The organism is Arcicella sp. GW822-FHT02H01 (genome assembly GCF_058802005.1).
On sequence record NZ_JBXANT010000001.1, the window covers coordinates 2220871 to 2246251 of the forward strand.

At 35.7% G+C, this 25381-nt stretch carries 22 protein-coding genes; 11 read left to right on the plus strand and 11 right to left on the minus strand.

Translation table 11 applies throughout. The features are described 5' to 3' along the window. The first annotated feature begins 22 nt into the window (after positions 1–22). Positions 23–757, plus strand: a complete 735-nt coding sequence (locus AC1RNE_RS09460) for an NUDIX hydrolase (protein ID WP_492800747.1) — start codon at positions 23–25, stop codon at positions 755–757. Between the two features lie 52 nt (positions 758–809). Here AC1RNE_RS09460 and AC1RNE_RS09465 read toward each other — a convergent pair whose 3' ends face one another. Beyond that, positions 810–3158, minus strand: a complete 2349-nt coding sequence (locus tag AC1RNE_RS09465) for a S9 family peptidase (protein WP_492800748.1) — start codon at positions 3156–3158, stop codon at positions 810–812. Positions 3159–3939: 781 nt separating this feature from the next. Between AC1RNE_RS09465 and AC1RNE_RS09470 the strand changes: the two genes are divergently transcribed. Then, entirely contained in the window at positions 3940–4479 is a 540-nt protein-coding gene (locus tag AC1RNE_RS09470) for a hypothetical protein (RefSeq protein ID WP_492800749.1), read from the plus strand. 50 nt (positions 4480–4529) lie between these two features. Here the strand turns inward: AC1RNE_RS09470 and AC1RNE_RS09475 are convergent, their stop codons facing one another. Next, on the minus strand, positions 4530–4772 hold the full coding sequence (locus AC1RNE_RS09475) for a MoaD/ThiS family protein (RefSeq protein ID WP_492800750.1): 243 nt from the start codon (positions 4770–4772) through the stop codon (positions 4530–4532). 139 nt (positions 4773–4911) lie between these two features. On the opposite strand from AC1RNE_RS09475, the gene moaA reads away from it, so the two are divergent. The 3 genes from moaA (at position 4912) to AC1RNE_RS09490 (ending at position 7456) form a co-directional block, all read left to right on the plus strand. Then, positions 4912–5895: a GTP 3',8-cyclase MoaA gene (gene moaA, locus AC1RNE_RS09480; RefSeq protein WP_492803622.1), complete on the plus strand. Its 984-nt coding sequence runs from the start codon at positions 4912–4914 to the stop codon at positions 5893–5895. 106 nt (positions 5896–6001) lie between these two features. Further along, positions 6002–6985 carry a bifunctional heptose 7-phosphate kinase/heptose 1-phosphate adenyltransferase gene (locus tag AC1RNE_RS09485; RefSeq protein ID WP_492800751.1) on the plus strand — a complete coding sequence of 328 codons (984 nt, stop codon included), beginning with the start codon at positions 6002–6004 and terminating at the stop codon, positions 6983–6985. An 18-nt stretch (positions 6986–7003) separates the two neighbouring features. Then, the gene (locus tag AC1RNE_RS09490) at positions 7004–7456 is read left to right on the plus strand and encodes a GNAT family N-acetyltransferase (protein WP_492800752.1); all 453 of its coding nucleotides are present in this window, start codon (positions 7004–7006) and stop codon (positions 7454–7456) included. Positions 7457–7666: 210 nt separating this feature from the next. Here AC1RNE_RS09490 and AC1RNE_RS09495 read toward each other — a convergent pair whose 3' ends face one another. From AC1RNE_RS09495 to AC1RNE_RS09515, 5 genes are all read right to left on the minus strand, one after another. Beyond that, the gene (locus tag AC1RNE_RS09495) at positions 7667–7975 is read right to left on the minus strand and encodes a hypothetical protein (RefSeq protein ID WP_492800753.1); all 309 of its coding nucleotides are present in this window, start codon (positions 7973–7975) and stop codon (positions 7667–7669) included. A gap of 144 nt (positions 7976–8119) precedes the next feature. Then, positions 8120–8503, minus strand: a complete 384-nt coding sequence (locus AC1RNE_RS09500) for a RidA family protein (RefSeq protein ID WP_309915403.1) — start codon at positions 8501–8503, stop codon at positions 8120–8122. 120 nt (positions 8504–8623) lie between these two features. Beyond that, the gene (locus tag AC1RNE_RS09505) at positions 8624–9307 is read right to left on the minus strand and encodes a Crp/Fnr family transcriptional regulator (protein WP_492800754.1); all 684 of its coding nucleotides are present in this window, start codon (positions 9305–9307) and stop codon (positions 8624–8626) included. A 9-nt stretch (positions 9308–9316) separates the two neighbouring features. Beyond that, complete coding sequence (locus tag AC1RNE_RS09510; RefSeq protein ID WP_492800755.1) at positions 9317–9712, minus strand: DoxX family protein; 396 nt, start codon at positions 9710–9712, stop codon at positions 9317–9319. 4 nt (positions 9713–9716) lie between these two features. Continuing rightward, complete coding sequence (locus AC1RNE_RS09515; RefSeq protein ID WP_492800756.1) at positions 9717–10172, minus strand: YHS domain-containing (seleno)protein; 456 nt, start codon at positions 10170–10172, stop codon at positions 9717–9719. Positions 10173–10337: 165 nt separating this feature from the next. Between AC1RNE_RS09515 and AC1RNE_RS09520 the strand changes: the two genes are divergently transcribed. From AC1RNE_RS09520 to AC1RNE_RS09540, 5 genes are all read left to right on the plus strand, one after another. Next, entirely contained in the window at positions 10338–10784 is a 447-nt protein-coding gene (locus AC1RNE_RS09520) for a DoxX family protein (protein ID WP_492800757.1), read from the plus strand. Positions 10785–11067: 283 nt separating this feature from the next. Then, positions 11068–11751 (plus strand): RNA polymerase sigma-70 factor, encoded by a 684-nt coding sequence (locus tag AC1RNE_RS09525; RefSeq protein ID WP_492800758.1) that lies wholly within the window; start codon positions 11068–11070, stop codon positions 11749–11751. A gap of 28 nt (positions 11752–11779) precedes the next feature. Further along, on the plus strand, positions 11780–12772 hold the full coding sequence (locus AC1RNE_RS09530) for a FecR family protein (RefSeq protein WP_492800759.1): 993 nt from the start codon (positions 11780–11782) through the stop codon (positions 12770–12772). A 65-nt stretch (positions 12773–12837) separates the two neighbouring features. Next, positions 12838–16302, plus strand: a complete 3465-nt coding sequence (locus AC1RNE_RS09535) for a SusC/RagA family TonB-linked outer membrane protein (protein WP_492800760.1) — start codon at positions 12838–12840, stop codon at positions 16300–16302. Between the two features lie 51 nt (positions 16303–16353). Next, complete coding sequence (locus AC1RNE_RS09540) at positions 16354–17883, plus strand: SusD/RagB family nutrient-binding outer membrane lipoprotein (protein WP_492800761.1); 1530 nt, start codon at positions 16354–16356, stop codon at positions 17881–17883. Positions 17884–18091: 208 nt separating this feature from the next. Here AC1RNE_RS09540 and AC1RNE_RS09545 read toward each other — a convergent pair whose 3' ends face one another. Beyond that, complete coding sequence (locus tag AC1RNE_RS09545; protein ID WP_492800762.1) at positions 18092–18877, minus strand: DUF3050 domain-containing protein; 786 nt, start codon at positions 18875–18877, stop codon at positions 18092–18094. Between the two features lie 232 nt (positions 18878–19109). Here AC1RNE_RS09545 and AC1RNE_RS09550 point away from each other — a divergent pair, with 232 nt between their 5' ends. Continuing rightward, entirely contained in the window at positions 19110–19622 is a 513-nt protein-coding gene (locus AC1RNE_RS09550; RefSeq protein ID WP_492800763.1) for a hypothetical protein, read from the plus strand. Positions 19623–19717: 95 nt separating this feature from the next. On the opposite strand, the gene AC1RNE_RS09555 is transcribed toward AC1RNE_RS09550, so the two are convergent. From AC1RNE_RS09555 to AC1RNE_RS09565, 3 genes are all read right to left on the minus strand, one after another. Then, a complete protein-coding gene (locus AC1RNE_RS09555) occupies positions 19718–20266 on the minus strand; it encodes a hypothetical protein (RefSeq protein ID WP_492800764.1) in 549 nt (182 codons plus the stop codon). An 85-nt stretch (positions 20267–20351) separates the two neighbouring features. Beyond that, positions 20352–22070, minus strand: coding sequence for a beta-helix domain-containing protein (locus tag AC1RNE_RS09560; RefSeq protein WP_492800765.1), 1719 nt, complete (start codon positions 22068–22070; stop codon positions 20352–20354). A 75-nt stretch (positions 22071–22145) separates the two neighbouring features. Further along, the gene (locus AC1RNE_RS09565) at positions 22146–24995 is read right to left on the minus strand and encodes a TonB-dependent receptor (protein ID WP_492800766.1); all 2850 of its coding nucleotides are present in this window, start codon (positions 24993–24995) and stop codon (positions 22146–22148) included. Between the last annotated feature and the right edge of the window lie 386 nt (positions 24996–25381).

Consider the following 25381-nt stretch of genomic DNA (forward strand, 5'->3'; position numbering starts at 1 on the left):
TAAATCTTATTATTTTTTAAAAATGACAAAAAGGGCTATTCATAAAAAGTATGCAAACACCGCAAAAGAATCAGGCTTTTTGCCTCATATTGCCTACGATTCAGTCATTTTTGGTTTTGACGGAGAGACTTTGAAGATTCTTATTTTAGAGTATCACAATACGAAACTCTTTGCATTGCCCGGAGGATTTGTCAAAGAACATGAAAGCTTAAATGATGCTGTAAGAAGAGGTTTGCACGACAGAACGGGTTTAGAAAATATTTATCTCGAACAGTTTCATACTTTTGGTTCTTTAGAAAGATTTGTTCCAGCAACTATAGAACAGATAATGTTAAATAATGGACATTTAAACTCGGGCGAAGAGCATTGGCTTTTAGAGCGTTTCATTTCGGTGGGATATTATGCCTTAATCAATTTTAATGAAGTAAACCCACAACCAGATACATTATCTGATAGATGCGAGTGGTATCCCGTTAATGAATTGCCTCCTCTGATGTTAGACCACGATGAAATGGTACAGAAAGCCTTGGAGACGCTTCGAGACAACATCAATAAAAAATTGGTTGGGGCTAATTTATTACCCGAAAAGTTTACCATGAAACAATACCAGCAAGTTTATGAAGCGATTTTAGGAGAAAAGATTCGTAGAACTACTTTCCAACGACAAATATTGGGTTTGGATATTTTAAAAAGGCACGAAAAGCAATTTTTAGGCAAGGCTCACAAAGCTCCTTTTCTATATAGTTTTATTAAATAGCTTTCAAACACAAAGTCCATCGAAAAATCTTTCGATGGACTTTGCATTAGTACTAAACAACATTCATTTCTACCATTTTTACTTCCTTCACATAAGTAGTCAACCAAGTATTCATTTCCCAAAGCATGTGTAAAATAGATTCTTTGGCTTGGTATCCATGGCTTTCATAAGGCAATTGGACATAACGCACCGTTGCTCCTAATCCTTTCAAGGCATTATAATATCGTTCTGACTGCATAGGGAAAGTTCCCATATTGTTATCTGCTTCGCCATGTATCAATAGCAAAGGCGTTTTCATTTTATCGGCATAATTAAATGGCGACATTTTGTGATAGGTTTCAGGAGTTTGCCAAATCGAACGTTCTTCTCCTTGAAAACCAAAGGGAGTCAATGTTCTATTATATGCCCCGCTCCTAGCAATGCCAGCTTTGAACAAATCACTGTGTGATAATAAATTAGCCACCATGAAAGCCCCATAAGAATGCCCCATAACGCCCACTCTATTTGAATCTACTACGCCTAGACTAACCCCTTCATCAATGGCTGCTTTCGCCCCTGCTACTAATTGTTCCAGATAGGTATCATTGGGTTCCACATTTCCTTCACCTACAATCGGAATCGAAGCTCCCTCTAAAATAGCAAAGCCTTGGGTTACCCAAAATATCGGCGAACCCCAATAAATAGAGGTAAATTCATAAGGCGAACCTGAAATCTGCCCCGCATTACTTTTATCCTTAAATTCTAGGGGATAAGCCTCTAACAAACAAGGCAAGGCTCCTTGTTCTTTTTGATAATCGGCTGGTAAATAAAGATTAGCCGTAAGCTCTACTCCGTCTGGTCGTTTGTATTTTAATACTTGTTTGGCTATTCCTTTTAATGCTGGATAAGGATGCGGGAAAAAAGTAAGCTGTGTGATATTTTTATTAAGCAAATCTCTGACAAAATAATTGGGATTATCTTGCTTGGATTCTCGGACAGTCAGCACAATTTGTTTGTCATTATCCAGAATAGAGATTGGTCTTTCATAAAACGGTGCTTCTGAACGCCACAACCGAGTTGTTTCCTTCGTAGTTAGGTTTAAAATATCTACAAAAGGTCTATCCCCCTCCGCAGATGCTCCATCCCCTGTCATAAATACGTTATTGTCCTTTTGTACATCCATCACCAATTTACCATATTGGTTTTTTTTCGTTGATGGATTACCCGGCTCATTGTATTTATCTTCAGAAGAACGGTCGAATAAAATTTGAACTGCTTGTTGTCCGCTTGGATCAATAATTTTTGTAATTACTCTTCTGGTTTTATGCCAATATTCCTCCATCAAAGCTAATGTTTCATTAGCCCAGATGATGCCTGCATAGCGATAATTCGTTTCAGCAATTGTATTATAATTTCCCGTAAAGGGTGCTGACAAAGCAAATACTTTATCTCGAATTGTTACTTCATTTTTAGGGTCACCATCATCTTGGGCTTCAACCCAATATATGGTAGCTGGCACATCAGCTCGCCAGTTAAATCCACGAGGTTCTTTCTGAACGGCATCAAATAAAATCGGAACGTTTTCTATCAATGGGTTATCTACCAAAGTTTTCACCAATACCCCATCTATTCCAAAAATGTCTATTTTTTGAGGAAAACGATTGTGAGGAACAAGATAAGAAAAAGGTCGATGAATGGTTTTCACTAGAATATACTTCCCATTGGGTGAAGTAATGGCTGTGCGAATAATGCCTGCATCAATGATTGTTTCAGCCTCTTCTGCAAGGTTAATCTTCACAATAACAGATGTGGCATAAAACTCAAAAAGTTTTTCGTCACTTTCATTTTTAAGCAAATCCTGATACGTTCTGCTCGGATTGGTCTTCCCTAAATTTTCAACAATGGTAGGCCCTGAAGGTATTGCTTTTCTCTGAGGAGGATTTCCACGATGCGGGTCAACAGTTTTGGCTATCAAAGATTTACCATCAGATAACCAGACGTATGGATGTCCAAAGACAGCATTCATTCCTAAGTCTGTTACTTTGTTTGCCGTTGCCGTGGCAATATCAAGCACCCAAAGCTCTATTCTATCAGGTGTTGAATTACAAAAAGCTATCTTAGAATCATCTGGCGACCAGCTTGCATAGCTTAATAATGGTTTTTCAGGCAACCCTTTAATGATGACCTCGGCTGTACCTAGCACTTTCCTCAATTTGATGCTCACAAAATAAGCTGTTCTGCTTGGCCCATTGTTGGCAGGATTAATTCTCAGGCCTGCTAGTTTAAGCTCAGGTTGGGCTAATTGTTCTATTGATGGCTGAGCCGAACGTTGAAGCAGCACCATCCATTCCCCTTTTGAATCAACACTTACACTTGGTGTTACGTTTGCAGTCACTAAATCTGCAATAACTTTTGGTGGCATTTTGTAGCCCTCATTTTCACAAATATCCATATCGTCACAAAGTGTTGAAAAGTGTAAAGTTTATTAAAAATAAATCGCTTATTAGTCACTAGGTTCGTCCATGAATGTACAAATAAAATTTTGTTTTCTTTATAAAGGCACACGATGCTTTATGGAGAGTGTTTTCATCAAAATTCCATGAATAAATAATATCAGTATCATTTCAGAAAAAAAAGGACATGACTGCATCCACAATAATTTGTAGTTATACGTCGTATGTTCATATTCGTCATTTTTTTGCACACTCTAAAACTATTATATATACGTAACAATGCTAAAAATCGAATCAGTTATATTAACATAGGATAACATATAAACATAGCTATTTAGTAAATATTATACCACACTAATTGAGCATTTTATTTTTTGAAAAGTGCAGTTTTTTGATGATTAACGATTGTTTTTACCTAAAATATTTGTTGAATAAATTATATTTTCCTTAATTTGCATATATCATTTTCTTTCCATTTATTACTAGCCATTGCTTAATACTAATTTTGATTTATTCATAGTTAGGTATTTTAAGTAGTATTTAATACGACATCTATTTTAAATACAAAATAAACTTTTGTAAAGTTTATTTGTCCAAATAAGCATTTTAAGGCTAAACAAATTCGTTAAAAAAATTGAATAGCCATTTACCCTCATTCATAATATTAAAAATGGAATGAGTTTATGTACCATTGCTATTTAAACTAAAAAAATTGTTTTTAACCTAAAATCGCCATCAATTTTAAAACACATGAAAACAAATATTATTCCGGCCTCTGTAATTATGATAGCCCTTATTTTAAGTCAATCTTCTTGTGTTAGTAGCAAAAAGTACAAAGAACTTGACGGATCAAAAAGTAGACTTAATGAAAACTTTAAACGCTCACAAGTTGAAGTAAGAGATTTACGGTCTAGAACATTAACGCTGTCTGACGAGTTACTTGCCCAAGAGAAAAGATATCGCTCTTATTTTGTTGAAATAGGCAATATCAGAAACAATTATAAGCAAGATTCTTTAAAAATGGTAAATCTGTTTAAAGACGTAGATTTAAAAGTTGAAGAATTTAAGGCTTATAAAGTAGAAACTCAGAAAAAAATTGAAGGGTATGAAACTCAAGTAAGTACTTTAAATACGCACATCAAAAAGCAAGATAAAAATATTCAGTTATTATCTAGCAAAATAATGAAAGAGCGTAGACTTCACGCTAGTCAGAAACGTGAAATTATTAATCGCTACGAGAGAAGAATCAAAAATTTGAATGCTACCATAAAGTCCTCAAATGGTATCTAAGTAAGTAGCCTTTGATTTTCAATATAATTGTAAAATCAAAGGCTATTTTATTACCCTCCGCTTACGGGCGGAATCAATGCTATTTCGTCTCTGACATTTAAGGTCAAATCCTGCTCTGCATACTCGCTGTTTACTGCCACCAATAGCGATTTTATCGCCCTCAGCTTTGGATAATCGTCTTTTAGCTTTTCTAGCAGTTGCGCTACATTAACAGACTCCTGCATTTCTATTTCAATCAATGTACTACCAATTATTTCTTTAGTAATACCGAAAAGATTTATACTGTACTTCATATTATTGGCTAAATATTACCTTTTATACGATAACAATTGAATGTTTTTATATTCGCTAAGGTTATTTACTTAAATTTGTTCAACAAAGAGACGAATTTACGGAATGATCACTCAAAACAAAAAGCAACCTAACCAAACCTTGATTTACGATAATCATGGTCGACCAATTACGTATTTGCGTTTGGCTGTGACTGACCGTTGTAATTTGCGTTGCTTTTACTGTATGCCTGAATTGGGCGTAAAGTACCTTCATAAATCAAAATTGATGACTTATGAAGAAATGCATCGAACCGTTTCTGTATTGTCTGAATTAGGTGTTTCGAAAGTACGCATCACAGGGGGCGAACCTTTTGTTCGCCATAATATGATTGATTTCATGTATATGCTTTCTGAAATTGAAGGCATTACTGAGCTTAACATTACTACGAATGGTATTCTTACGGGACAGTACATTCGCCAAATGAAAGAAATAGGGGTTCGTTCTATCAATTTGAGTTTGGATACTTTAGATAAAAAACGTTTTTTTGAAATTGCCCGCAGAGATGAATTCGACAAAGTATATGAAACGCTTTTTCAATTATTAGATGCTGGTTTTGAAGTAAAAGTAAATGCTGTAGTAATGGACGGGCAAAATACCCAAGACATTATTCCACTAACAGCATTGACTAAAGATAATAATGTTTCAATCCGTTTTATTGAAGAAATGCCTTTTAATGGCGAGGGTGCCCACTATCCAAAACTTCATTGGAATGCTACTCGTATCTTACAAGAAATCAGAAGCGAATATCCTGATTTACAAAAATTGGTTGATGCTCCCAACTCAACCTCATACAATTATCAAATTCCGCATCATCAAGGTAATATCGGAATTATTGCGGCATTTTCACGTACCTTCTGTGGCACTTGCAACCGCATTCGTTTAACCGCTACGGGCGAGTTGAAAACTTGTCTTTACGATGATGGTGTACTGAATATCAGAGATTTACTAAGAAATGGTATTTCTGACACAGAACTCAAAGATACTTTTATCCATGTTTTTAGCAATCGCCCTAAAGATGGTTTTGAGGCCGAACGCAATCGCAAAAGTATCATCACAGAATCAATGACCACGATTGGTGGGTAAACCGAAAAAACCTTTTCCGTTTGATTCTACCAAAAATGCCCTAATTTTGTAGGCAAGAAACTTCTTTTCTTTTACCCGTACAACTAGAATCTATTTCCTTGTTATTATGACAATCTCTGAGATATTCAATCAATTTAATCAATTAAAAGTTCTTATTATTGGCGACGTAATGCTTGATTCTTACACATGGGGAAAAGTAGAACGTATTTCGCCAGAAGCTCCAGTACCAGTAGTAAATGTACTCAATCGTGAAGTTCGCTTAGGGGGTGCTGGCAATGTAGTAATGAATGTACAAAGCCTGGGTGCTGAAGCGATTATTTGCTCGGTGATTGGCAATGATACTTATGGAAATGATTTAATCAACCTTTTGCAAGAAAGAGGTTTATCAACAGATGGAATTATTCAATCTGATACCAGAATTACTACTGTCAAAGAAAGAATTATAGCAGGCTCGCAACAAATTGTGCGCATTGATACCGAAACGGATGCCTTGATTAATGATACGGAAAACGAATTACTCACCGAGAAAATAAAAGAATTGGCTAAAGATGCCGACGTAATCATCTTTGAAGATTACGACAAGGGTGTCTTATCTAAAGGGCTTATTGCCGACATCATTGATTTTGCCAATAGTCATAATATTCCTACCGTAGTCGACCCTAAAAAACGCAATTTTCTTCATTATCAACAAGCGACTCTTTTCAAGCCCAATCTAAAAGAATTACGCGAGGGTTTAGACATTACTTTTGATGTAAAGAAAACCGAAGAGCTAGAAAATGCGGTGAGTAAACTAAAGGATACTTTGCAGTTAAAAGGTGCGTTTATCACTCTTTCTGAAAGGGGTGTTTATATTGATTTTGAAGACGAGAAAAAACATTACCCTGCCTACTTTCGTAAAATTGCCGATGTTTCTGGAGCGGGCGATACCGTTATTTCCATTGCGGCTTGTTGTATAGCGTTGGGGTTAACGCCACAGCTAGTAGCAGGTTTGTCTAATTTAGGCGGTGGATTAGTCTGCGAATCATTAGGCGTTGTGCCGATTGACAAAGCTTTGTTACAAAAAGAGGCTAGTTTAAATTTTGAAAACTAATTTTAGCATTTTCTAATCATGTTTGAAGTACAAAAGGATAACTTTTTGATTTCTACGGATAAATCAAAATTGCAAATCAATGTCATTCATGACTACCTAAGCAACCACTCGTATTGGGCTAAAGGTATTCCTATTGAAATCGTTCAACGTTCTATCGACCATTCAATGGCTTTTGGTATTTATCATCAAACAGAAAATCAATTGGTTCAAGTAGGATTTTGTAGAATCACTAGTGATTTGGCTACTTTTGCTTACCTAGCCGATGTTTTTGTATTGGAAACATACCGTGGTAATGGACTTTCTAAGTTCTTGATTGAAACTGTGTTGAAACATCCTGATTTGCAAGGACTACGCAGATGGATATTGGCTACTTTGGATGCCCAAGGCCTTTATGCACAATATGGTTTTAAAGCACTAGACAAACCAGAAAATTTCATGCAAATAAAAGCCGAAAACCCGTATAATATTTAATTGTGAATGAGTGAGTTAGTGATTGAGTGATTTTTTTAGTTGTGAATTAGTGAGTTGTGAGTCATTTTAATGGCAAATCTTTCTCATGTAGTTATTCACAATATCACAATCGTAACTACACACCGCTTATTCAATCACAATTAGAAAATAATCACTAATTCACAACTAAAAAAAATCACTAAATCACCATTCGCTCAATCACTAAATTACCTAAGGTTTCTCTTCTATCCCCAACATCGTCAAAGATGGATTTATGGTTCTGGGCGTAATTACTATTTTAAAAACCTTATTGTTGGCTATTCTAAACTCTGTAGTGTATTTCCCTTTCTCTTTCAAGCTTCTGTATACAGCCGTATAATTTATTTTACTTTCCCAACCATTAATCACTAGTGATGATATCACTTGGTCTAAACACTTACTGAGGTTCGAGAAATAGCTTAAAACAGTCTCTTTTTCTCTGATAGCATTCAACGAACCAATCGGCATTACGGCTACTTCATAAATAGTTTGTTGTTTCATAAATTTTAATGAAAAATAATTTAACTATTTTTCAAACGTAAAACTTTTCATAAACGTTCAGCGTTTTACTATCATACGCATTAAAAAAGCAAAGAAGCCCCGATTTTCATCGAGGCTTTTTTTATGGCTAAGTCTTCTGATATTTTACTGTGCAATCGCCGTAAATTCAATTTCTACTAAGTAATCTGGCGAAACCAATTTACTGATTTCATAAATGCCTGTCGTAGGTTTAATGTCTTTGAAATAGGCTCCGTGTGCTTTCGCGATATTATCAAACTGAGTAATGTCTGTAGTAAAAATTCTTGTTCTTACTACATCACTCAAACTCGACCCTGCTTCTTCTAATACTTTAGCAATTCTTTCAATGATATTATTGGTTTGAGCATAAGCGTCGTCAGCCTTTACATTTTCGCCATCAACGATGGCCACCGTTCCTGATACTTCAATAATATTTCCGATTCTTACGGCACGGCAATAGCCCATTTTATCTTCCCAAGGTGAACCTGTAAGGATATTTTGTCTTGACATTTTTTGTATTATTTTTGGTTAAGCTACAAAGATAATTTTAGCACCTTAAAATACTAATGCTTTGTCAGTCAATTTTTATAAAACATTGTATTGCGAACGAGCCGACTTATTCATCTATCTTTAAACTAAGCGATGAACATCCTTTACAATAATTTCACTACGCGTATAGTCTATTAACCCTGCATTCTTTAATTCATTAAATAGCATTGTTACGGTTTGACGGGTACTACAAATTAAGCCTGCTATGTCGCTGTGGGTAAGATAATTCTTTACGATAATATCCTTGGTTTGTCCATTGCCTTCTTTCGTGACCCAATCTTTTAAAAATAAGACAAATCTTGTCCGCACATCTTTAAACATTAGATTCGTATAATTATTCGTAATGCGTTTGAGTTTAAAACCTACCAATTTGGTATAACGAATAGCCAATTGTGGATTGTTCCTAACAATATTTTCAAAATCATTTAGTTTAAAACTACATATTACTACTTTCTCCGAAACTGCTACGGCATATTCATCTTCGTTTTCATCTACTTCATCAAAAGTATATTGCCCAAATAAATCTCCTGACCTTAAAATCTCCTTTACCGTTTCGTTTCCTTCAGCATCCACCGAAATGATTTTAAGCGTACCGCTCTTGATAGTATAAAGTCGCTGTTCGTCATCATGTGAAAAATAGATGATTTCGTTTTTCTTAACCGTCTTAAAATTTGGAATCAAACACAAAGCACGGTTCTCTTCTCTGCTTAATACCGAGAACAACTGATGGTCGTGGAGATACCAATATTTTGCTTCCTCTTGCATGTTGATTAATTAAGTTAGTGTATAAAAAAAGGCAAAAAAGTCACCTCTACGTATATATGCTACTATCGCACAACAAAATAAGGTAACTAATGCTAAGATAAACAAATATCCTCCATCTCCGTCGCTTTCTATGCCCAATACAGTAAGATGAGCCAGAATTGCACCAAGCATTATTCCCATTCCTAACCAAGCACCTATCCATGCTTTTTTAGGAATTAATAATAGGATGACTGTTATTAATTCTGTCACGCCCGCGCCATAACGCCCGAAAGGTTCTACGCCTAATTTAGTAAAAAGCTGTACACTTTCAGGCGCGCCTGAGAATTTAAAGAAAAGTGTTTGGGCTAAAATCACTGCTGCAATGATTTGGGCTGTCCAACTGATAAAGTTTTTTTGACTAGTCATGTTTTTATTTTTTGAGTATTTTTTCCCAATTACTATCTGCTTTTGCTTTTAAGTTAGCCTCATCTTTGTTCCAATCTGGTAGGGTATTGGCAAAAAAAGTATGATAAAACAGGTATAATTTGCCGTTGACAATTTTGTAGGTTTCTGGGTCAATTGTTACTTTTTCACCCTTACTTCCCATTGCATAAGCACACCATCCGCCGTACTGGGGTTCGTATTTTGAGGAACTCTTTTTGAAGTTTTCCAAATTACTAGCACTTGCAAAATGATAGATAACTCCTTCCTGATTGTATGAAAACTCCTTTTTCCCTTCCACTGGTTTTCCTTGAAAATAACTGACTGGGTCGAAGCCATTAATGGCTACACTTTTGTCTGTTAAATAATGTTTTTTTCGAGTAGCCATGTCTTGCGAAAAAATATTTAAACTAATGATACTGAATAGAATAACTAGAAATTTCATCGTGTTTTTTGTTTAATTACACCACAAATTTGGCTTTTTTTCCCTTCACCAATTGTCAGCTAGCTTGCCAATTTGAAGTTTCTACTACTTACGCAAAATAATTCTATATAATATTGACAATATTATATTTTTATTATAAATTCAATAAACTAAACAATTATCAATATGACTACAATTGAAAGCATAGAAAATTGGGGTGATAGACATCACCCAGCATGGCTTGACATTATTCGGATTGCGTTGGGGTTGTTACTATTATTTAAAGGAATGAGCTTCATTGGCGATACTTCCTATTTATCAACGCTTGTTGAAGGACTGCATTTTAATGCTTGGACTTTCGTAGCGGTGCATTATGTGGCCTTTGCTCATCTGGCAGGAGGCTTGATGATTGCGTTAGGATGCCTTACCCGACTGGCGGCGGCTTTCCAAGTACCCATTTTGTTTGTAGCAGTGTTTTTTACCAATATCAGTAACGGCTTTACTTTCGTCAATTCTGAATTTTGGTTATCAATCGTTGTGTTATTCCTTCTATGTCTTTTTTGGTTAATTGGTTCTGGTAAATTTTCGTTTGATGAATACGTAAAAAATCATCCTGCTTATAAAATGAAGTGATTGTTTCATTAAGCATTAGCCTTAACATGTTTAATCATAAAAACCTCTAACATCTACTTGATGTTAGAGGTTTTTTTATGGTAATCTCTCTGTGAAAAAAACATTGTATTAACCCCCTAATAAAGTGATATTTACAGAAAAAATACTACGATTTTGATACCCTTTAGCACAATATTGAACTATACTTATATTTTATTTTAAAAAAACTTTAAAAACAAGGTAGGGTAAAATGAAAATTTAAAGTCTATCTAATTGAAAGTGCAACTAACTATAAAGTTTGCCCGTGAATTTACCAATAGAAGATAATTCGAAGGATTTTAATAAGAATCTGTTAGATACGACATCTGTTAACCATAATTTTATCGATTCTTCACAAAAAGTAATCGATAACGAGCTTTTCATTAAAAAAATTCTGGAAGAAGAGCCTCGTAAAGGTTATGAGATGTTGTTCAGAAAATACTATGCTCCGTTGTGTAGCCATGCCATCAGGTATGTTTATTCCAAGGAGGTGGCAGAGGATATCGTAGCTGAGGTATTTTATAATTTTTGGCACAAGGCTCTTTATAAGCAGATTGATACTTCGCTAAGGGCATATTTATATACGATGGTTCGTAACAGAAGTTTTACTTACCTCAAAAGCGAGTATAATAACAACAATACCGATGATATTGTTGACTGGAATGGTGCATCTCACCTGCCCCAACCTGACAAAGTACTTGAATATGACGAGTTATATATGCAAGTAGAACGAGTAATCGGCACACTTCCTCCGCAATGCCGAAAAGTGTTTTTATTGAGCAGATTTGAAGGTAAAAAATACAATGAAATTGCCACCGAATTAGGCGTTAGTCAGAAAGCCGTTGAAGCACACGTAAGTAAAGCATTAGCCGAGTTACGAAAGGGATTAAAAAATTATGGATTGGTTTCCCTTTTGATATTTTCAATCATCATGTATTACAGTAAGTGATAGTTTTTCTTTTAAATATATCAACAACATGAATCTATACAAAGAAATGATTTTTAATTATTTCGCTGGTAACGCCTCGCCTTTACATAAAAAATTAATTGAAGATTGGTTGCAAGAACCGAAGAATATTGAGCAGTATTTTGAATGGCTCGATGAATGGGAAAGAACCTGTCCGCAGTTCTTACCTGATGTTGAAATAGCGCTTTTAAAAAACTTAGCGCGTATAGAGAATAACGTTTTACCAGTAAATGACGCTACTATTATCAATCCTGTTCCCCAAAGTACCAAACTAAATTTATGGTGGATAGCAGCCGCTGTTTTCTTGGTTTTTGGTACTACGGCTTTCTTCTTAAAAGATGATATTATGTATCAATCTTACACCACTGACTTTGGCGAAATAAGAAATATACATTTATCAGATGGCAGTGAAGTAACGCTAAATGCCAACTCACAATTATCTGTTCCAAGATGGGGATTTGGTATAAAAACCAGAGAAGTACTATTGGCAGGAGAAGCAGAATTTTCAGTTAAGCATACCCTAGACCACATGAAGTTTATTGTCAATACCCCAGACAAACATCAGATTACGGTGTTAGGAACTGAGTTTGTAGTATATGCCAGACAACGAGGCACAAAGGTGGTGTTGAATAAAGGAAAAGTAATTTTGAGTTCTGCCAACAAAAAAGAAATTATTACGATGAAGCCTGGCGACATGGTGAATATTTCTAAAAAAGGAGAATTGCACCTACAAGTATTGAATAAAGAGAAGCTCAATACCCAGCTCTCTTGGAAAGACCACCGCTTTGTCTTTGATAATACCCCTTTGAAAGAAATCGCCAGTTTAATCAAAGAAAACTTTGGCGTTGACATTAAGATTCAAACACCAGAATTAGCCAATAGAACCATTACTGGTGCTTTCAAGGCAGAAAATGCCGAAGAATTAGTCAATGTATTAGCCGAAATGCTAGAATTCAGCGTAGTGAAAGAAGAGAATTCTTATATCATTTCTTTTACTAATTAAGTAGTACTCGAGTAAAACTAATCATAATCAACCCGTAAAAATTCACTAAACAATCCGAATTCAATATGAGAAACAAAGCTTTACTTAGAATGCTTTGTTGTGGCATCGCCCTGAGTATTTTTCCCTCATTGGTTTTTTCACAACTATTGGCATATTCCAATCAGAAAAGTAAATCTAAATTTACTGAAAAAGAAAACACTTCAAATACTATTAAATTAAGAGAGGCTTTATTGAAATTAAAAGAAATTTACAAAGCTGATATCTTGTTTGAGGAAGGGTTGGTAGCCAACCACGAAGTACAGAGAACATTGATTGATAATAAGAATACTGTTGAACAAAACATAGAATCTGTATTACAGCCAACGGGTTTGCGTTTTAAAAAAATCAAGAAAAACTCTTATGTAATTTTACCCTCCACAGCCAACAAAACGAGCGTTTCGATTGAAAGCAAAGCACAAGAATTAACCAAACCCGAAGAAGTTAGTGCTGAAGTTGTTGCCGAAAATATTATCTCAGGAACGGTGGTAGATGACAAAGGTATTTCGTTGGCGGGTGTAAGCATCTTAATCAAAGGGACTTCAAAAGGGACTTTGACAGATGAAAAAGGGATTTATAAAATTGAGGTAGAGTCATCTAATTCAGTGCTTGTTTTTAGCTTTATTGGCTTCAAGAAACAAGAAGTTACCGTGCTTCAAAAATCGTTAATCAACGTACAAATGATTCCTGAGAATCAGGCTTTAGAAGAAGTAGTGGTTACGGCACTAGGTATCAAAAAAGAGAAAAAATCTTTGGGTTATGCAGTTTCTGAAATAAAGGGAGAGGAATTAACAAAGGCACGTTCTACTAATATTGCTAATACGTTAGCTGGTAAAGTAGCAGGTTTGAATATTTCGGGAACTGCCACAGGACCAAGTGGCTCAAGCAGAATTGTAATTCGTGGAAATGGTTCTATTTCTGGGAACAACCAACCTTTGATTATTGTAGATGGTATTCCTATCAATAATGATAACTTGGGTTCAGTAAACATTGGTGCAAACCGTGATGGAAACTGGACTGGGGCTGACAGAGGCGATGGTATTTCGAGCTTAAACCCTGATGAAATCGAAAATATCAGTGTGTTGAAAGGGGCTACTGCGGCAGCTTTGTATGGTTCAAGAGCATCAAACGGAGTAATTTTGGTAACAACCAAAGGTGGAAAAGCAGAAAAAGGCATTGGGTTAGAAATAAACAGCAATTTTGTTGCGGAGGATTTATTAATCAAATCTTATGATGATTACCAATATGAATATGGTCTAGGAAGTAATGGCGTAAAACCAACTACAGTTGCCCAGACTGCTACAAGAAATAGCTGGGGAGGAAAACTGGACGGAAGCAATGCGATGTTTTATGATGGTATAGAAAGACCTTATGTGGCAGTTAAAGATAATTTAAAGAAGTTCTATCAGATAGGAACAACTTTAACAAACTCTATCGCTCTGACAGGCGCTACTGAAAAAGTTACGTATCGTTTTTCGATGAATGATTTAAATAATAAAGGAGTTTTGCCTAGTAACACATTACGTAGAAACAACTTTGCCCTGAACCTTAATGGTAACTTGGGTAAAAACATCTCATTCGTAGCCAATGCAAAATACATCATCGAAAAAAATCATAACAGACCAAGAGTAAACGATTCACCAGGAAACGCCAACTTTACGATGTATGTGTTACCTACTTCTTTGGGCGTGGATGTATTAAGAAATGCTGTGGTGGATGCTAGTGGTAACGAAAAAGTATGGTCTGATAACCAATTTACCCAAAACCCATATTTTGCGACAGAACAGTTTCAACAAGATGATGAGAAAAAGAGAATCATCACTTCTTTTGAACCTAAATATACTATTAACGAATGGCTGTATGTAAAAGGACGTTTAGGTTTTGATAATTTCAATTATTACTACAAAAACATCGAACCTTATGGTACGGGCTATGCCCTCAGAGGAAACTACAGTGTATCAACCCGTAATTTCACTGAAACTAACACAGAGTTGTTGATAGGTTTTAACAAGAAATTTGGAGAGAAATTCAGTGTGAATGGATTAGTGGGTGGCAACCAAATGAGACAAGTTACGAGAGTAACAGAATTCAGTGCCTCTAATAGCTTTAACATTCCGTTCTTTTATGATATTTCAAATATTGATCCTTCTGCAAGGACTTTATCAGAAGCTTATATCGAAAAAAGAATTAACTCAGTATATGGTTCTGCTGAATTCTCGTACAATAACTTCTTATATCTAACAGCAACGGCTAGAAACGATTGGTTCTCTACCCTTGCTCCAGGCAGAAACAGCATTTTGTATCCATCTGTTGGATTAAGTTTTGTCATATCAGAGGCTATCCAAATGCCTGAGGTGATTAATTATTTAAAATTCAGAAGCTCGTGGGCACAGGCGGGTGGCGATACTGACCCGTATAATTTAACATTATATTATGCTTTGAATGGTGCTCATTTGGGTTCTCCGATAGCACAAGTAAGTTCAAACCGTGTACCTAATTCAAACTTACAGCCCTTGACATCAACGGCATCTGAATTAGGACTTGAAGCAAAATTATTTAGAAATAAAGTCAATATTGATTTAGCCGTTTATAACAGAAAAACGACAAATGATATCGTAGCGGCTACTATCTCTGGTGCTTCGGGTTACAACAGTGCTTTATTCAACGTTGGTGCTATTCAAAATAGCGGTATTGAATTATTGCTAGGAGTGGCTATTGCTAAGTCTAAAGACTTCTCGTGGGATGCGTCTTTCAATATGGGGTACAACAAAAGCGAGGTGTTGAGCTTATACGGCAACTTAAATACATTACGTGTTGACCAGTCGAGACCGGGTGCTACTTTTGTTCAACAAACGATTGGTTTGCCTTATAGCCAAATTCAAGGATATGATTTCAAAAGAGATGCTAGCGGTAACATCGTTTACAATGCACAAGGCTATCCAATGCAAGGCGACTTGAAAAACTTTGGCACAGGGGTTTCGCCATATACGTTAGGTTTAAACAACTCTTTCTCTTTCAAAGGTATTACGCTAAGTGTTTTGTTTGACGGCAAGTTCGGTGGCTACATTTATTCTGGTACAAGTGCCTTGGCTTATCGTTTTGGTTTAGCCAAAGAAACCTTGCAAGGTCGCGAAGGTGGCTTAGTGGGTGTCGGCGTTACGCAATCGGGTGAACCCAATACGGTAAAAGCACAAGCACAGGCCTATTACAGCGGATTGTATAGTAGTATTGCTACACCATTTGTTTATCAATCTGACTTTATTAAGTTAAGACAAATTGTATTGGAATATAGTATCCCAAGCAAATACCTAAACAAGTTGCCATTCAAAGGAGCATCGATTTCTATCGTGGGTAGAAACTTAGCAATCTTGATGAAGAAAACGCCAATCATTGACCCAGAGTCTACTTATAACAACGGGAATGCCCAAGGATTAGAGTTTGCTGGAACACCTTCAACAAGGTCGTTTGGGATGAATTTAAACTTGAAGTTTTAATCAACAGTATCATTCTTTTTAGCTAAAATTCAATTAATATAATATACAATTATGTTAAAAAAAATAACAATATTCGCTTCTCTCATCTTATCAATGGGAGCTTGTACGAAAGATTTTGAAGTAATTAATGTCAACCCTAATACGCCATCAACCGTACCCATTGATTATTTATTAGGAGAATCAGAATTATTTATTGCTGGTTCTAGCGATGCCTCTAGCAAAGCTTGGCGTATCAATTTTGGTTTCGCTGCTTGCTTTGTACAACAGATGTCATCCATTGATGTAACGTTCTATGGAGGGAGTTTTTATAACTCTGGCTCTAATAACTTTACCTCATTCTTTGACTATTCTTACCCCAATGCGGTAAAAAGCTTGGTCAATGTAATTGATATTGCCAAAAAGGATGCTAAGTACGTCAACGTATTGTCGATGGCTAGAATCTTGAAAGTAATGGAAATGGCCAGATTGACCGACCTTTATGGCGATATCCCCTATTCAGAAGCAGGAAAAGCATTTTTAGATGGCAATTTTTCTCCAAAATACGATGCTCAGAAAGACATCTATTTTGATATGCTGAAAGAATTAGACGAAGCAGGCAAAGCATTTAATGCTACATCTTACATCCCTAAAACAGCAGACTACCTTTATTCGGGTGATTTGGATAAATGGAAACGTGCTGCCAATACATTGATGTTACGTTTGGCAATGAGATTGCAAAAAGTAGATGCCGCTACGGCACAGTCGTGGGTTAAAAAAGCGATAGATGGTGGCTTGATTGCTAACAACAGCGAAACTATTGCCCTTAAGTTTGACAATACGGGTGCGATGATTAACTCGAACCCTAACTCTTGGGTACTTGGGCCAAGTGGTCAGAACATTGCTAATTTGAACAATGCGGGTGTACAATGGGGTAAAACTTTTATCGACCTTATGAAGGCTCGTAAAGACCCTCGTTTAGCAGTTATTTCAAGTTTGAGAAGTGGTGACAGAACCATCGAAAACCAAAGAGGCTTACCTAATGCTACGGATGCTATTATCTTGAATACATTGGATGAGAAAAATCTTAATAATTATTCTCGTCCAAGCAGTAGTTTAATGAGCCTAGCTGCTCCTTGGATTTATATGACCTATGCGGAGGCTCAACTCTTAAAAGCAGAGGCGATTGAAAGAGGTTGGGCAACTGGTTCAGCAAAAACAGCGTTTGTAGACGGGCAAAGTGCTGGCATCAATCAGCTTTCAGTAGTAGGAAGTACGCTTACAGCAAGCGATGTAAGTGCTTATGCTGCCTTGAATACTTATCCTGAAAGTGGTAGCTTAGAAGATAAAATAAAGGCTATCCATACAGAACTTTATTTACTTCATGCTTCAACGCTTAACCATATTGAAGCTTGGTCTGACTGGAGAAGAACTGGTTATCCGCAGCTAACGCCTGTGAATTATGCAGGCAATGAAACTGGAGGAGTTATTCCACGTCGTTTGCGTTATCCTTTAAGTGAACTAGGAATCAATCCTAATTTCAAAGACGCCATTACACGCCAAGGGCCAGACTTATTTACGACTAAGGTATGGTGGGATAAGTAGTGATTGGTGAATAGTCCGCCGTCACTACATCATTACAAACCATTAATTATCAGTTATTTACAACAAAAAAAAACGTTACTTAAATTGTATTCATTACTTAAGTAAATTAGTCGCTCTCAAAATTAAGTATAACTGAATAAATACAAAAACCTCATCCAAAGTTGCAGCTGCGGATGAGGTTTTATTTTGTTATATACGATTCAAGCCTTTACAGACTATTTTCAAGCTCTTTAACCTTTACTTCTACTCCACTCCAAAGTTGGTTTCTTACTTCTAATGATTTTAGCGAATATGCTTCGGCTTCTTGCCATTTTTCAGCATCATCTCCACAAAGTTCTTCCACCATTTTCAATGCTAAATGACTGTGATGGTCGCCGTCTACTTCAATGTGTCTTTCTAAATAATAATTGAATATCGAAATCCTTTCAGGCATACTTTTATTCAAGTCTTTCACCATCGATACGAACATATCAGGGATTAAATCTTCACGCCCAAAAGTAAATACGGCTGCCATGATGTGCGGCTTTTGTGTGTTGATTACTTCAAACGTAAAGGCTACAAACTGACGAATACTTTCAGATACCTCTACCTCCGCCAATGCTTCAAGTACTGATGTTTTTTGAGTGATTAACTGAATAAACTGATTGATTTGTGCTGTGCTTGCCCCTGCCTGTGCCATTGCTTTTAAATAAAGCTCAAAATGGCTCATCGTATTACCTTCGGTATCAGTATCGCTTTCTTCACCAATCACAATTTCGTTGATTAAAAAACGAGTACTTGCATTGCCTACAGGAACCCAAGGAATATCTACGCAAGTAAGATGGCGTTGTAGGCCTTTGAGTAAAGACATAAAATCCCACACTGCAAAAACATGGTTTTGCATAAAAAGCTGTAAATCTTCTAATTCATGGATGTGTTTGTAAACTGAATGTGAAGTAATTTGTTGACGGATGGGCTCTATTGCTGATTGAATCTTAATAATATTGGGGTTCATTCGCTATTTTTTTAATGGTTTTAATATTTACGGATTTCATGGTGCTATTGGTTTTATTGCAACTCAAAATTAAAGCATAAAGTTTAGTTTATACCATCATGTTTTCTAGTGTTCATTTGATTTTTCAGAATATAAGCCACAAAACTTAATAATGATAACTTTCATTTAACATACCATTAATCATGTATTAATATCTAAATCTGATTTTTGTATAGTACAAAACTATTACAAAATGAAAAAGATATACTGTATTTTATGCTGTTTCTGCTATCTGGAAAGCACCGCACAAGATGGTATTTATCTAACTGCTCGCGACTTTGAAACCCATAAACTTAGTATAACCAACTTGGGTATTTTTAAGGAAAGATATAGCAGTGTTAAAGTACAAAATGATACTAGCAGTATTTACAATTTTAAAAATGCTTTTGGTTACCATAAAGGTGATAAAGATTGGCGTTTCGTAGGGAATAAATCCTATGAAATAATAAACAGCGACGGTATATACATTTATCGTTTAGACATCAGTAACGACATCTCTACACAACTTTATTACTTTAGTAAAGAAGCAGACGGAGAGCTAATAGCTTTGTCTAGAAGAAATTTAAGGAAGGTATATGCTGAAAACGCCTATTTCATAGAATTATTAAACAGTATCAATTGGCGATTAGGGTTAGAAGACGAAATTCCTCCTTTCCATACCGTTAGAGTGGCAGAGCTTTATAATTATACCTTGGCTAAACAATAGAAAAGCCGAAGCGATACGCTTCGGCTTTTGCATAATTACACCAATATGAAAATCCATTTCGGACTTTCTCCCCGTTTCTCAACGGAGAGAAAACCTTAGTAAGGCTTGACAGTTACCCACTCATGAGTAGCTTTGTTGTATTGCAAATGGTCGTCGGGCCATTCTATATATTGTTTCATGGGTAGGTATTTATCTACGTTCCCATCTTTAATTAATTCTCTGAATAAAAAGCCTCCTCGCTCTTTCACAATTTCTTCTGTTAAATGAGGCGTGTTAATGATTTCTTCAAAAGATTCGGGCATTAATGAACCTTCTTTCAACTTGAATTTTGCCAATACTCCTCGTCTGAATACTGGGCTAGATGATACTGGACGAATTAAGAAAACGTAATTCCAACCATCTTCTGTTTGATAATAATTTTGGATTTTAAAAAAAGGTAAGGCTTTTACGTAGAAACTTCTGAAACGTGTTTCAAATTTTGTGGTATTATCAGCACCCGGTGCAGGTAAGTAGATATAAGTAATGATGTTTGTTAAAAGTGTATCTTGTTCGGTACTAGAAAAGTATTCACTGGTTTGATATTTTTTTGAGTTACAAGAAAAAAGCAACACAAAAACAGAAAGAATGATAAGTATGTTTTTCATATTGGTAGTTGATGCAATCTTAATAAACTTCAGTCTGCTATTTTAAAAATATACAGACTGAAGTATTGAATTGTACTAAGTATTTTTATTTAACGTAAGTAATACCTTGTGGGTTAAACTCTGTCCAGCCAGCTGTCCAGTCTGTATCTTTGAATGCACCAACGTAGTCAGTTTTAACAAAGAATGCAGGTAAAGTAGTTGGTAGATTAACACCTAATAAACTAGAACCAGTAGCTAAAGTAAATGTAGGACGACCAGTTAAGAATAAAGAAGGGCTTAAACCAACAGTTGAAGAAGTAGCTAATATTTTGTTACCAGTCTGAGCAGCAAACCAAGCTGAAGGCTTCTGACCACCGATTAAGATATCAGCTAAAGCACCACCTTGTTCTTTTTCAGAAACTGCACTCGTACCGAAACCACCTGTTCCCCAAGCTTCTAATCCAGCTAATACTACGTTGTTAAGTACTAACTCTCCTCTTTCAGCATTACCTTTAGCATCACCTAATTGGCTATCGATATAAACACCGTAAGGGAAACCTGTAACAACTGTATTATAAACTTTCAATTTATTGTTACGACGTAACTGCATACCATTCTGGAATTGAGAACTGATAGTTGTAGTCAAGCTTCCTTTTGGCCCGATGATACTCATGTTAGCTAATGTAGCTGCTGTATATGGAGTGTTGCTTGAACCTTTGCTATCGTTATCAACTTCAAATCCGTTTGAGCCTGAGATATCTGCTTGAGTTGCTCCACGAACTGAAATACCGAACTGAATGTTTCCAGAGAAACCGTTATCCATATCGAAATCATCATCTAAACCTTTGTAAGCAACTAAATATTTAGCATTTACATTACCACCAAACCATTCGAATGAATCATCCAAACCAAATGAAGCTTGAAGATATTCTAATGTTGTACCTGAACCTACTGAACCAAATGTGAATGAGTTAACTTCTTGATTTGGGTTGATTGGAATACCTGCATATTCAATACGTACATATTTTAATGAACCTGAGTTATCAGCGTTATCAGTACCTCCGTGGAATGCACCATAAGCACCTTCAAGTTCACGGCTAGCTTGAACATCTGGCAAATTGTTTACTGCACGACCACAGATAACTAATCCACCCCAGTCACCTGGCTCACGCTCACCAACTGCACGCTCAGACGTCATGATGATAGGCTTAGCAGCAGTACCTTCAGCGATAATTTTACTTCCTCTTTGAATAACCAATGTACCTTTAGTAGCACGGTCACCGATAACGATAGTACCTGGTTGGATTGTTAATGTACCAGTTTTAGTAACTGTTCCGAAAACTGATTCCTGACCTACACGTACAAAGCTTTTCAATTTGTAGATTTTGTCAGCAGTCCAAGTTACGTTTCCTTCAATGATACCTTCAACGATTACAACTGTAGGAGCAGGTACTGCCGAAACTGTAACAGGGATATTAGTTAAAGCAGAAACTTGATTTGACTGGTCTGTTACTTGAACAGTAAAGTTTACAACCGTACCAGCAGACACGTTATCAATTACATAATCTTTTGTATAATCAAGTGTTTTTTCGCCTGTACCTGTTTTTGTATCAAAAGCAGCACCATTTTTCAATACTACTACAGATTTAACACCACCTGGAGCATTGATTGAAGCTTTTAATTGAACTGTTGCTCCTGGAACACCAGCCAAAGTTCCTGAAACTGAAATAGTAGGTAAAGGAACAACTTCAGCTGTATCGTCTTTACAAGCCTGAAATACCGTCGCCATTGATAGCAACAAAGCAATAATTCGAGTAGCTTTCATGTTTAAAAATTTCATTGATTTAATTTTTAGATTAAGAAAAAAATGTTTTAGAAATTGAAATGTATCTATGGGTTATTAATTTTTTCTAAGCGTGTAAACCAATCCTAAAGAGTAAGTTCTTCCCGGAGAATAAGCCTGAATAATCTGATCGACATTACTATCAAATGTATTATCCTTGTTTCCGTCCTGAATGATTAAGTTTCTTTGGTTCAGTATATCTGTAATACCGCCTTTCAGCATAAGATTTTTGGCAATTTCTTTAGAGAATGTAAAGTCAACTACATTTCTTGGCATCTCGTACCAGTCTGGATAACCTGCTGCAAATGAGTTACCTACCGCATAGATACGCTTACCGATTACGTTGAACAACAAGCTAATCTGTGTGTTCTTTTTAGCATCGTTATAATTGATACCTGCATTGATGATATAAGGAGACTGTCCTTGTAATGGGCGATTGTCTGACTGGTTTTGCGAAGCAGCACCAAGTTTCACACGGCTATAAATAAATGCTCCGTTGAATACTAGGTTTATTTTACTTAGTAATGGCGATGCCGTTAATTTATCTAACGATTTTTTCACTTCAATCTCAAAACCAGCACTATAAGCACTTTCAGCATTTCCAAAAGTTAAGTTAGCATTGTTAACACCATCAAAAATTACTTCAATTGGATTTTTAAAGTTCTTATAGAAAGCTGCAATTGAGATTACTTCAGCAGGAGTTGGGTAGAATTCATAACGGAAATCGTAGTTATCAATCTCTGCGTTGTTCAATGTAGGATTACCTGTTATTACGCGGTTGTTTACAAAATCATAGAAAGAGAATGGTGCAACTTCACGGAATTCAGGACGATTCAATGTTTTACCGTAAGCAAGACGTAATAAGGCTTTTTCAGAGAAATTATACGTTAAATTCGCTGATGGTAAGATATTTGTCAGGTCACGTTTATAATTTACTGGCGTATTTCTACTGATGTCATAGCTGTTCAATTTTTGAACGTTCTTCTCTACACGTACACCAGCAATTAAGTTCAATTTTTTCGTAAAAGAATAGTTTCCAGAAACATAACCTGCTATCTGATTATTACTTGCATCGTATGAATCTGAAGCATTCGTTTGCTCATCAATTTTCACACCGTTTGTGCTATTGATATTTTGAAGTGCAAAAATTTGTTCAATTGGTAAGCTACCAATGTCAAACAATGAACTATTAGCACGTACATAACCAAGGTTACGAGCTTTGAAAGTACGTTCTTTATCTTCATAAAAAGCACCTGCTTTCAATTCTAATTCTTTATTTCCTTCAGGCGTCGAACCTTTTACTAATGTTAATTTCTGTACTAAATTGATTCCTCCTAAAATAGCGTGTTCATCTAATACAATATTTGTTCTACCTAAGTTTACAGTTTGTGCTGCACCAAAAGGCACTAATAATACTGGCGTGTTACCACCATCAATTGAATATCTAAAACGCTTATAATCAGGGCGGTCACTATTTGATTTATTGTATCCAACTACCCAGTCTACTTTTGTTTTATCATCGTTAAAACTATGACGACCCAAAACCTGTCCTGTATAAATTCCACGATATACTTGATCTAAAGAACGAATATTCCAAGTACCACCATTTTCTAAACCATTTCTGTTTACATACTGAGCGTTACTCATTTGGTTATACAAGTTCTTGAATTCAAATGTGTGCTTCTCGTTCAATCTCAAAGCCCAGTTGTGTAAGAAACCTGCTCTGATAGAGTTATTATATTGTAAATCTTTGAATCTTGTATCTTCATTAATCGTCTCAACATTTGTCTGGTCAACTGAATAACCAAAATCACTTCTTGCCATTTCAAATATTGTACGAGTGTTGCTATAATTAACAGCCGTAATATTTGCCAATTTCAAATCTTCTTTATCAATAAATTTATAAGCACCCGTGATTGAGAAACGTAAATCAGGAATAGCATTTGAAGATTCTGGCGTCCAAGTATTTCTTAACATTTGTCCTGCCTGCGTTAATGCTGCCTGATTTGTCGTAGCTATTTGTTTTAAATCATTTGTCGTAGGGAAATACTTAGGCAAATCTGAAAAACCATTGTTAAAACCAGTATAAGAGTATTTTCCTGTTTGTGGGCGGAAAAATTCTTTTCCTGTTGTTCCATCACGGTATCCTCCGCTTACGTCGATAGTCAAATAATTTTCATCAGGGATACTTTTCGTGAAGATTTTCACAACACCCCCTGCAAATTCAGCTGGCAATTCAGCTGCTGGAGATTTATATACTAAAATACGGTCTATTTGTCCTGAAGGAATTACATCAAATGAAAACGAACGTACATCCGATTCCATACTTGGTGTAAATACGTTATTTAACATTACTGTGTTGTAACGTTCGTTCAAACCACGAATATTAATGAAACGGTCTCCGAAGATGGTTACACCTGGAACACGCTTAACTACCTCAGCAGCAGTACGGTCTAATGTTTTTCCGATTTGAGCGGCTGAAATACCACTTACAATTTGTTGAGCAGCTTTAATTTCTGAGATAACAGAAACTTCTGTGTTAGTAAGTTTTTTAGCGACTACTCTTACTTCATTTAATGTAGTAGCTTGGTCTTCTTCAATAAAAGTATTAATTTCAGTAACGCTTCCTTCTACTACTTTTACGTTCTCGATAACTTTTACTTTATATCCTACGAAAGAAATTTTAAGTTTATAGTTTCCAACTGGAATTTTATTAAAAGAAAAGAATCCGTTAATATCAGCGGCAGCTCCTCTGTTAATTCCTTCAATGAAAACAGTAGCGCCTACTAGGTCTTCTTTACTTGCTGCATCTTTGATTGTACCGCGAATAGTTCCTTCCTGAGCGAAAGTGAATGAAAGTGAAGAAAATAGAATAATTAATGTGTAAAGTAATTTGTGCCTCATCATACTGGTTTGTTTTTTTGATGGCACAAAATTAGGTCGGCTATTTAACCACAGTATTACGCTTGTATTATGCTTGGGTTATGTTTATGTTACCGCAATGTTATGTAAATTAAGAAAGCCCTTAATTTTCTTGTACATAGAGGGTAGCTTGATTTAATATATCTACAAAGATTAGTATACAAAACCTCATAGCTCTTCATACAACTATTATCCTTAGCGGTAATAGTTTATTATTTTTTTCATTTTTACGATAAAAATTTCATTATTTACCAAATGTTAATTATGTTTAGATATAGTGACTCATTTATCCGTAAAATTTATTTAAACATTCTACATAAAAAATAGGTAGTTTGATAAATGTACAACTAAAGCTAAAGACTAATCCTTAC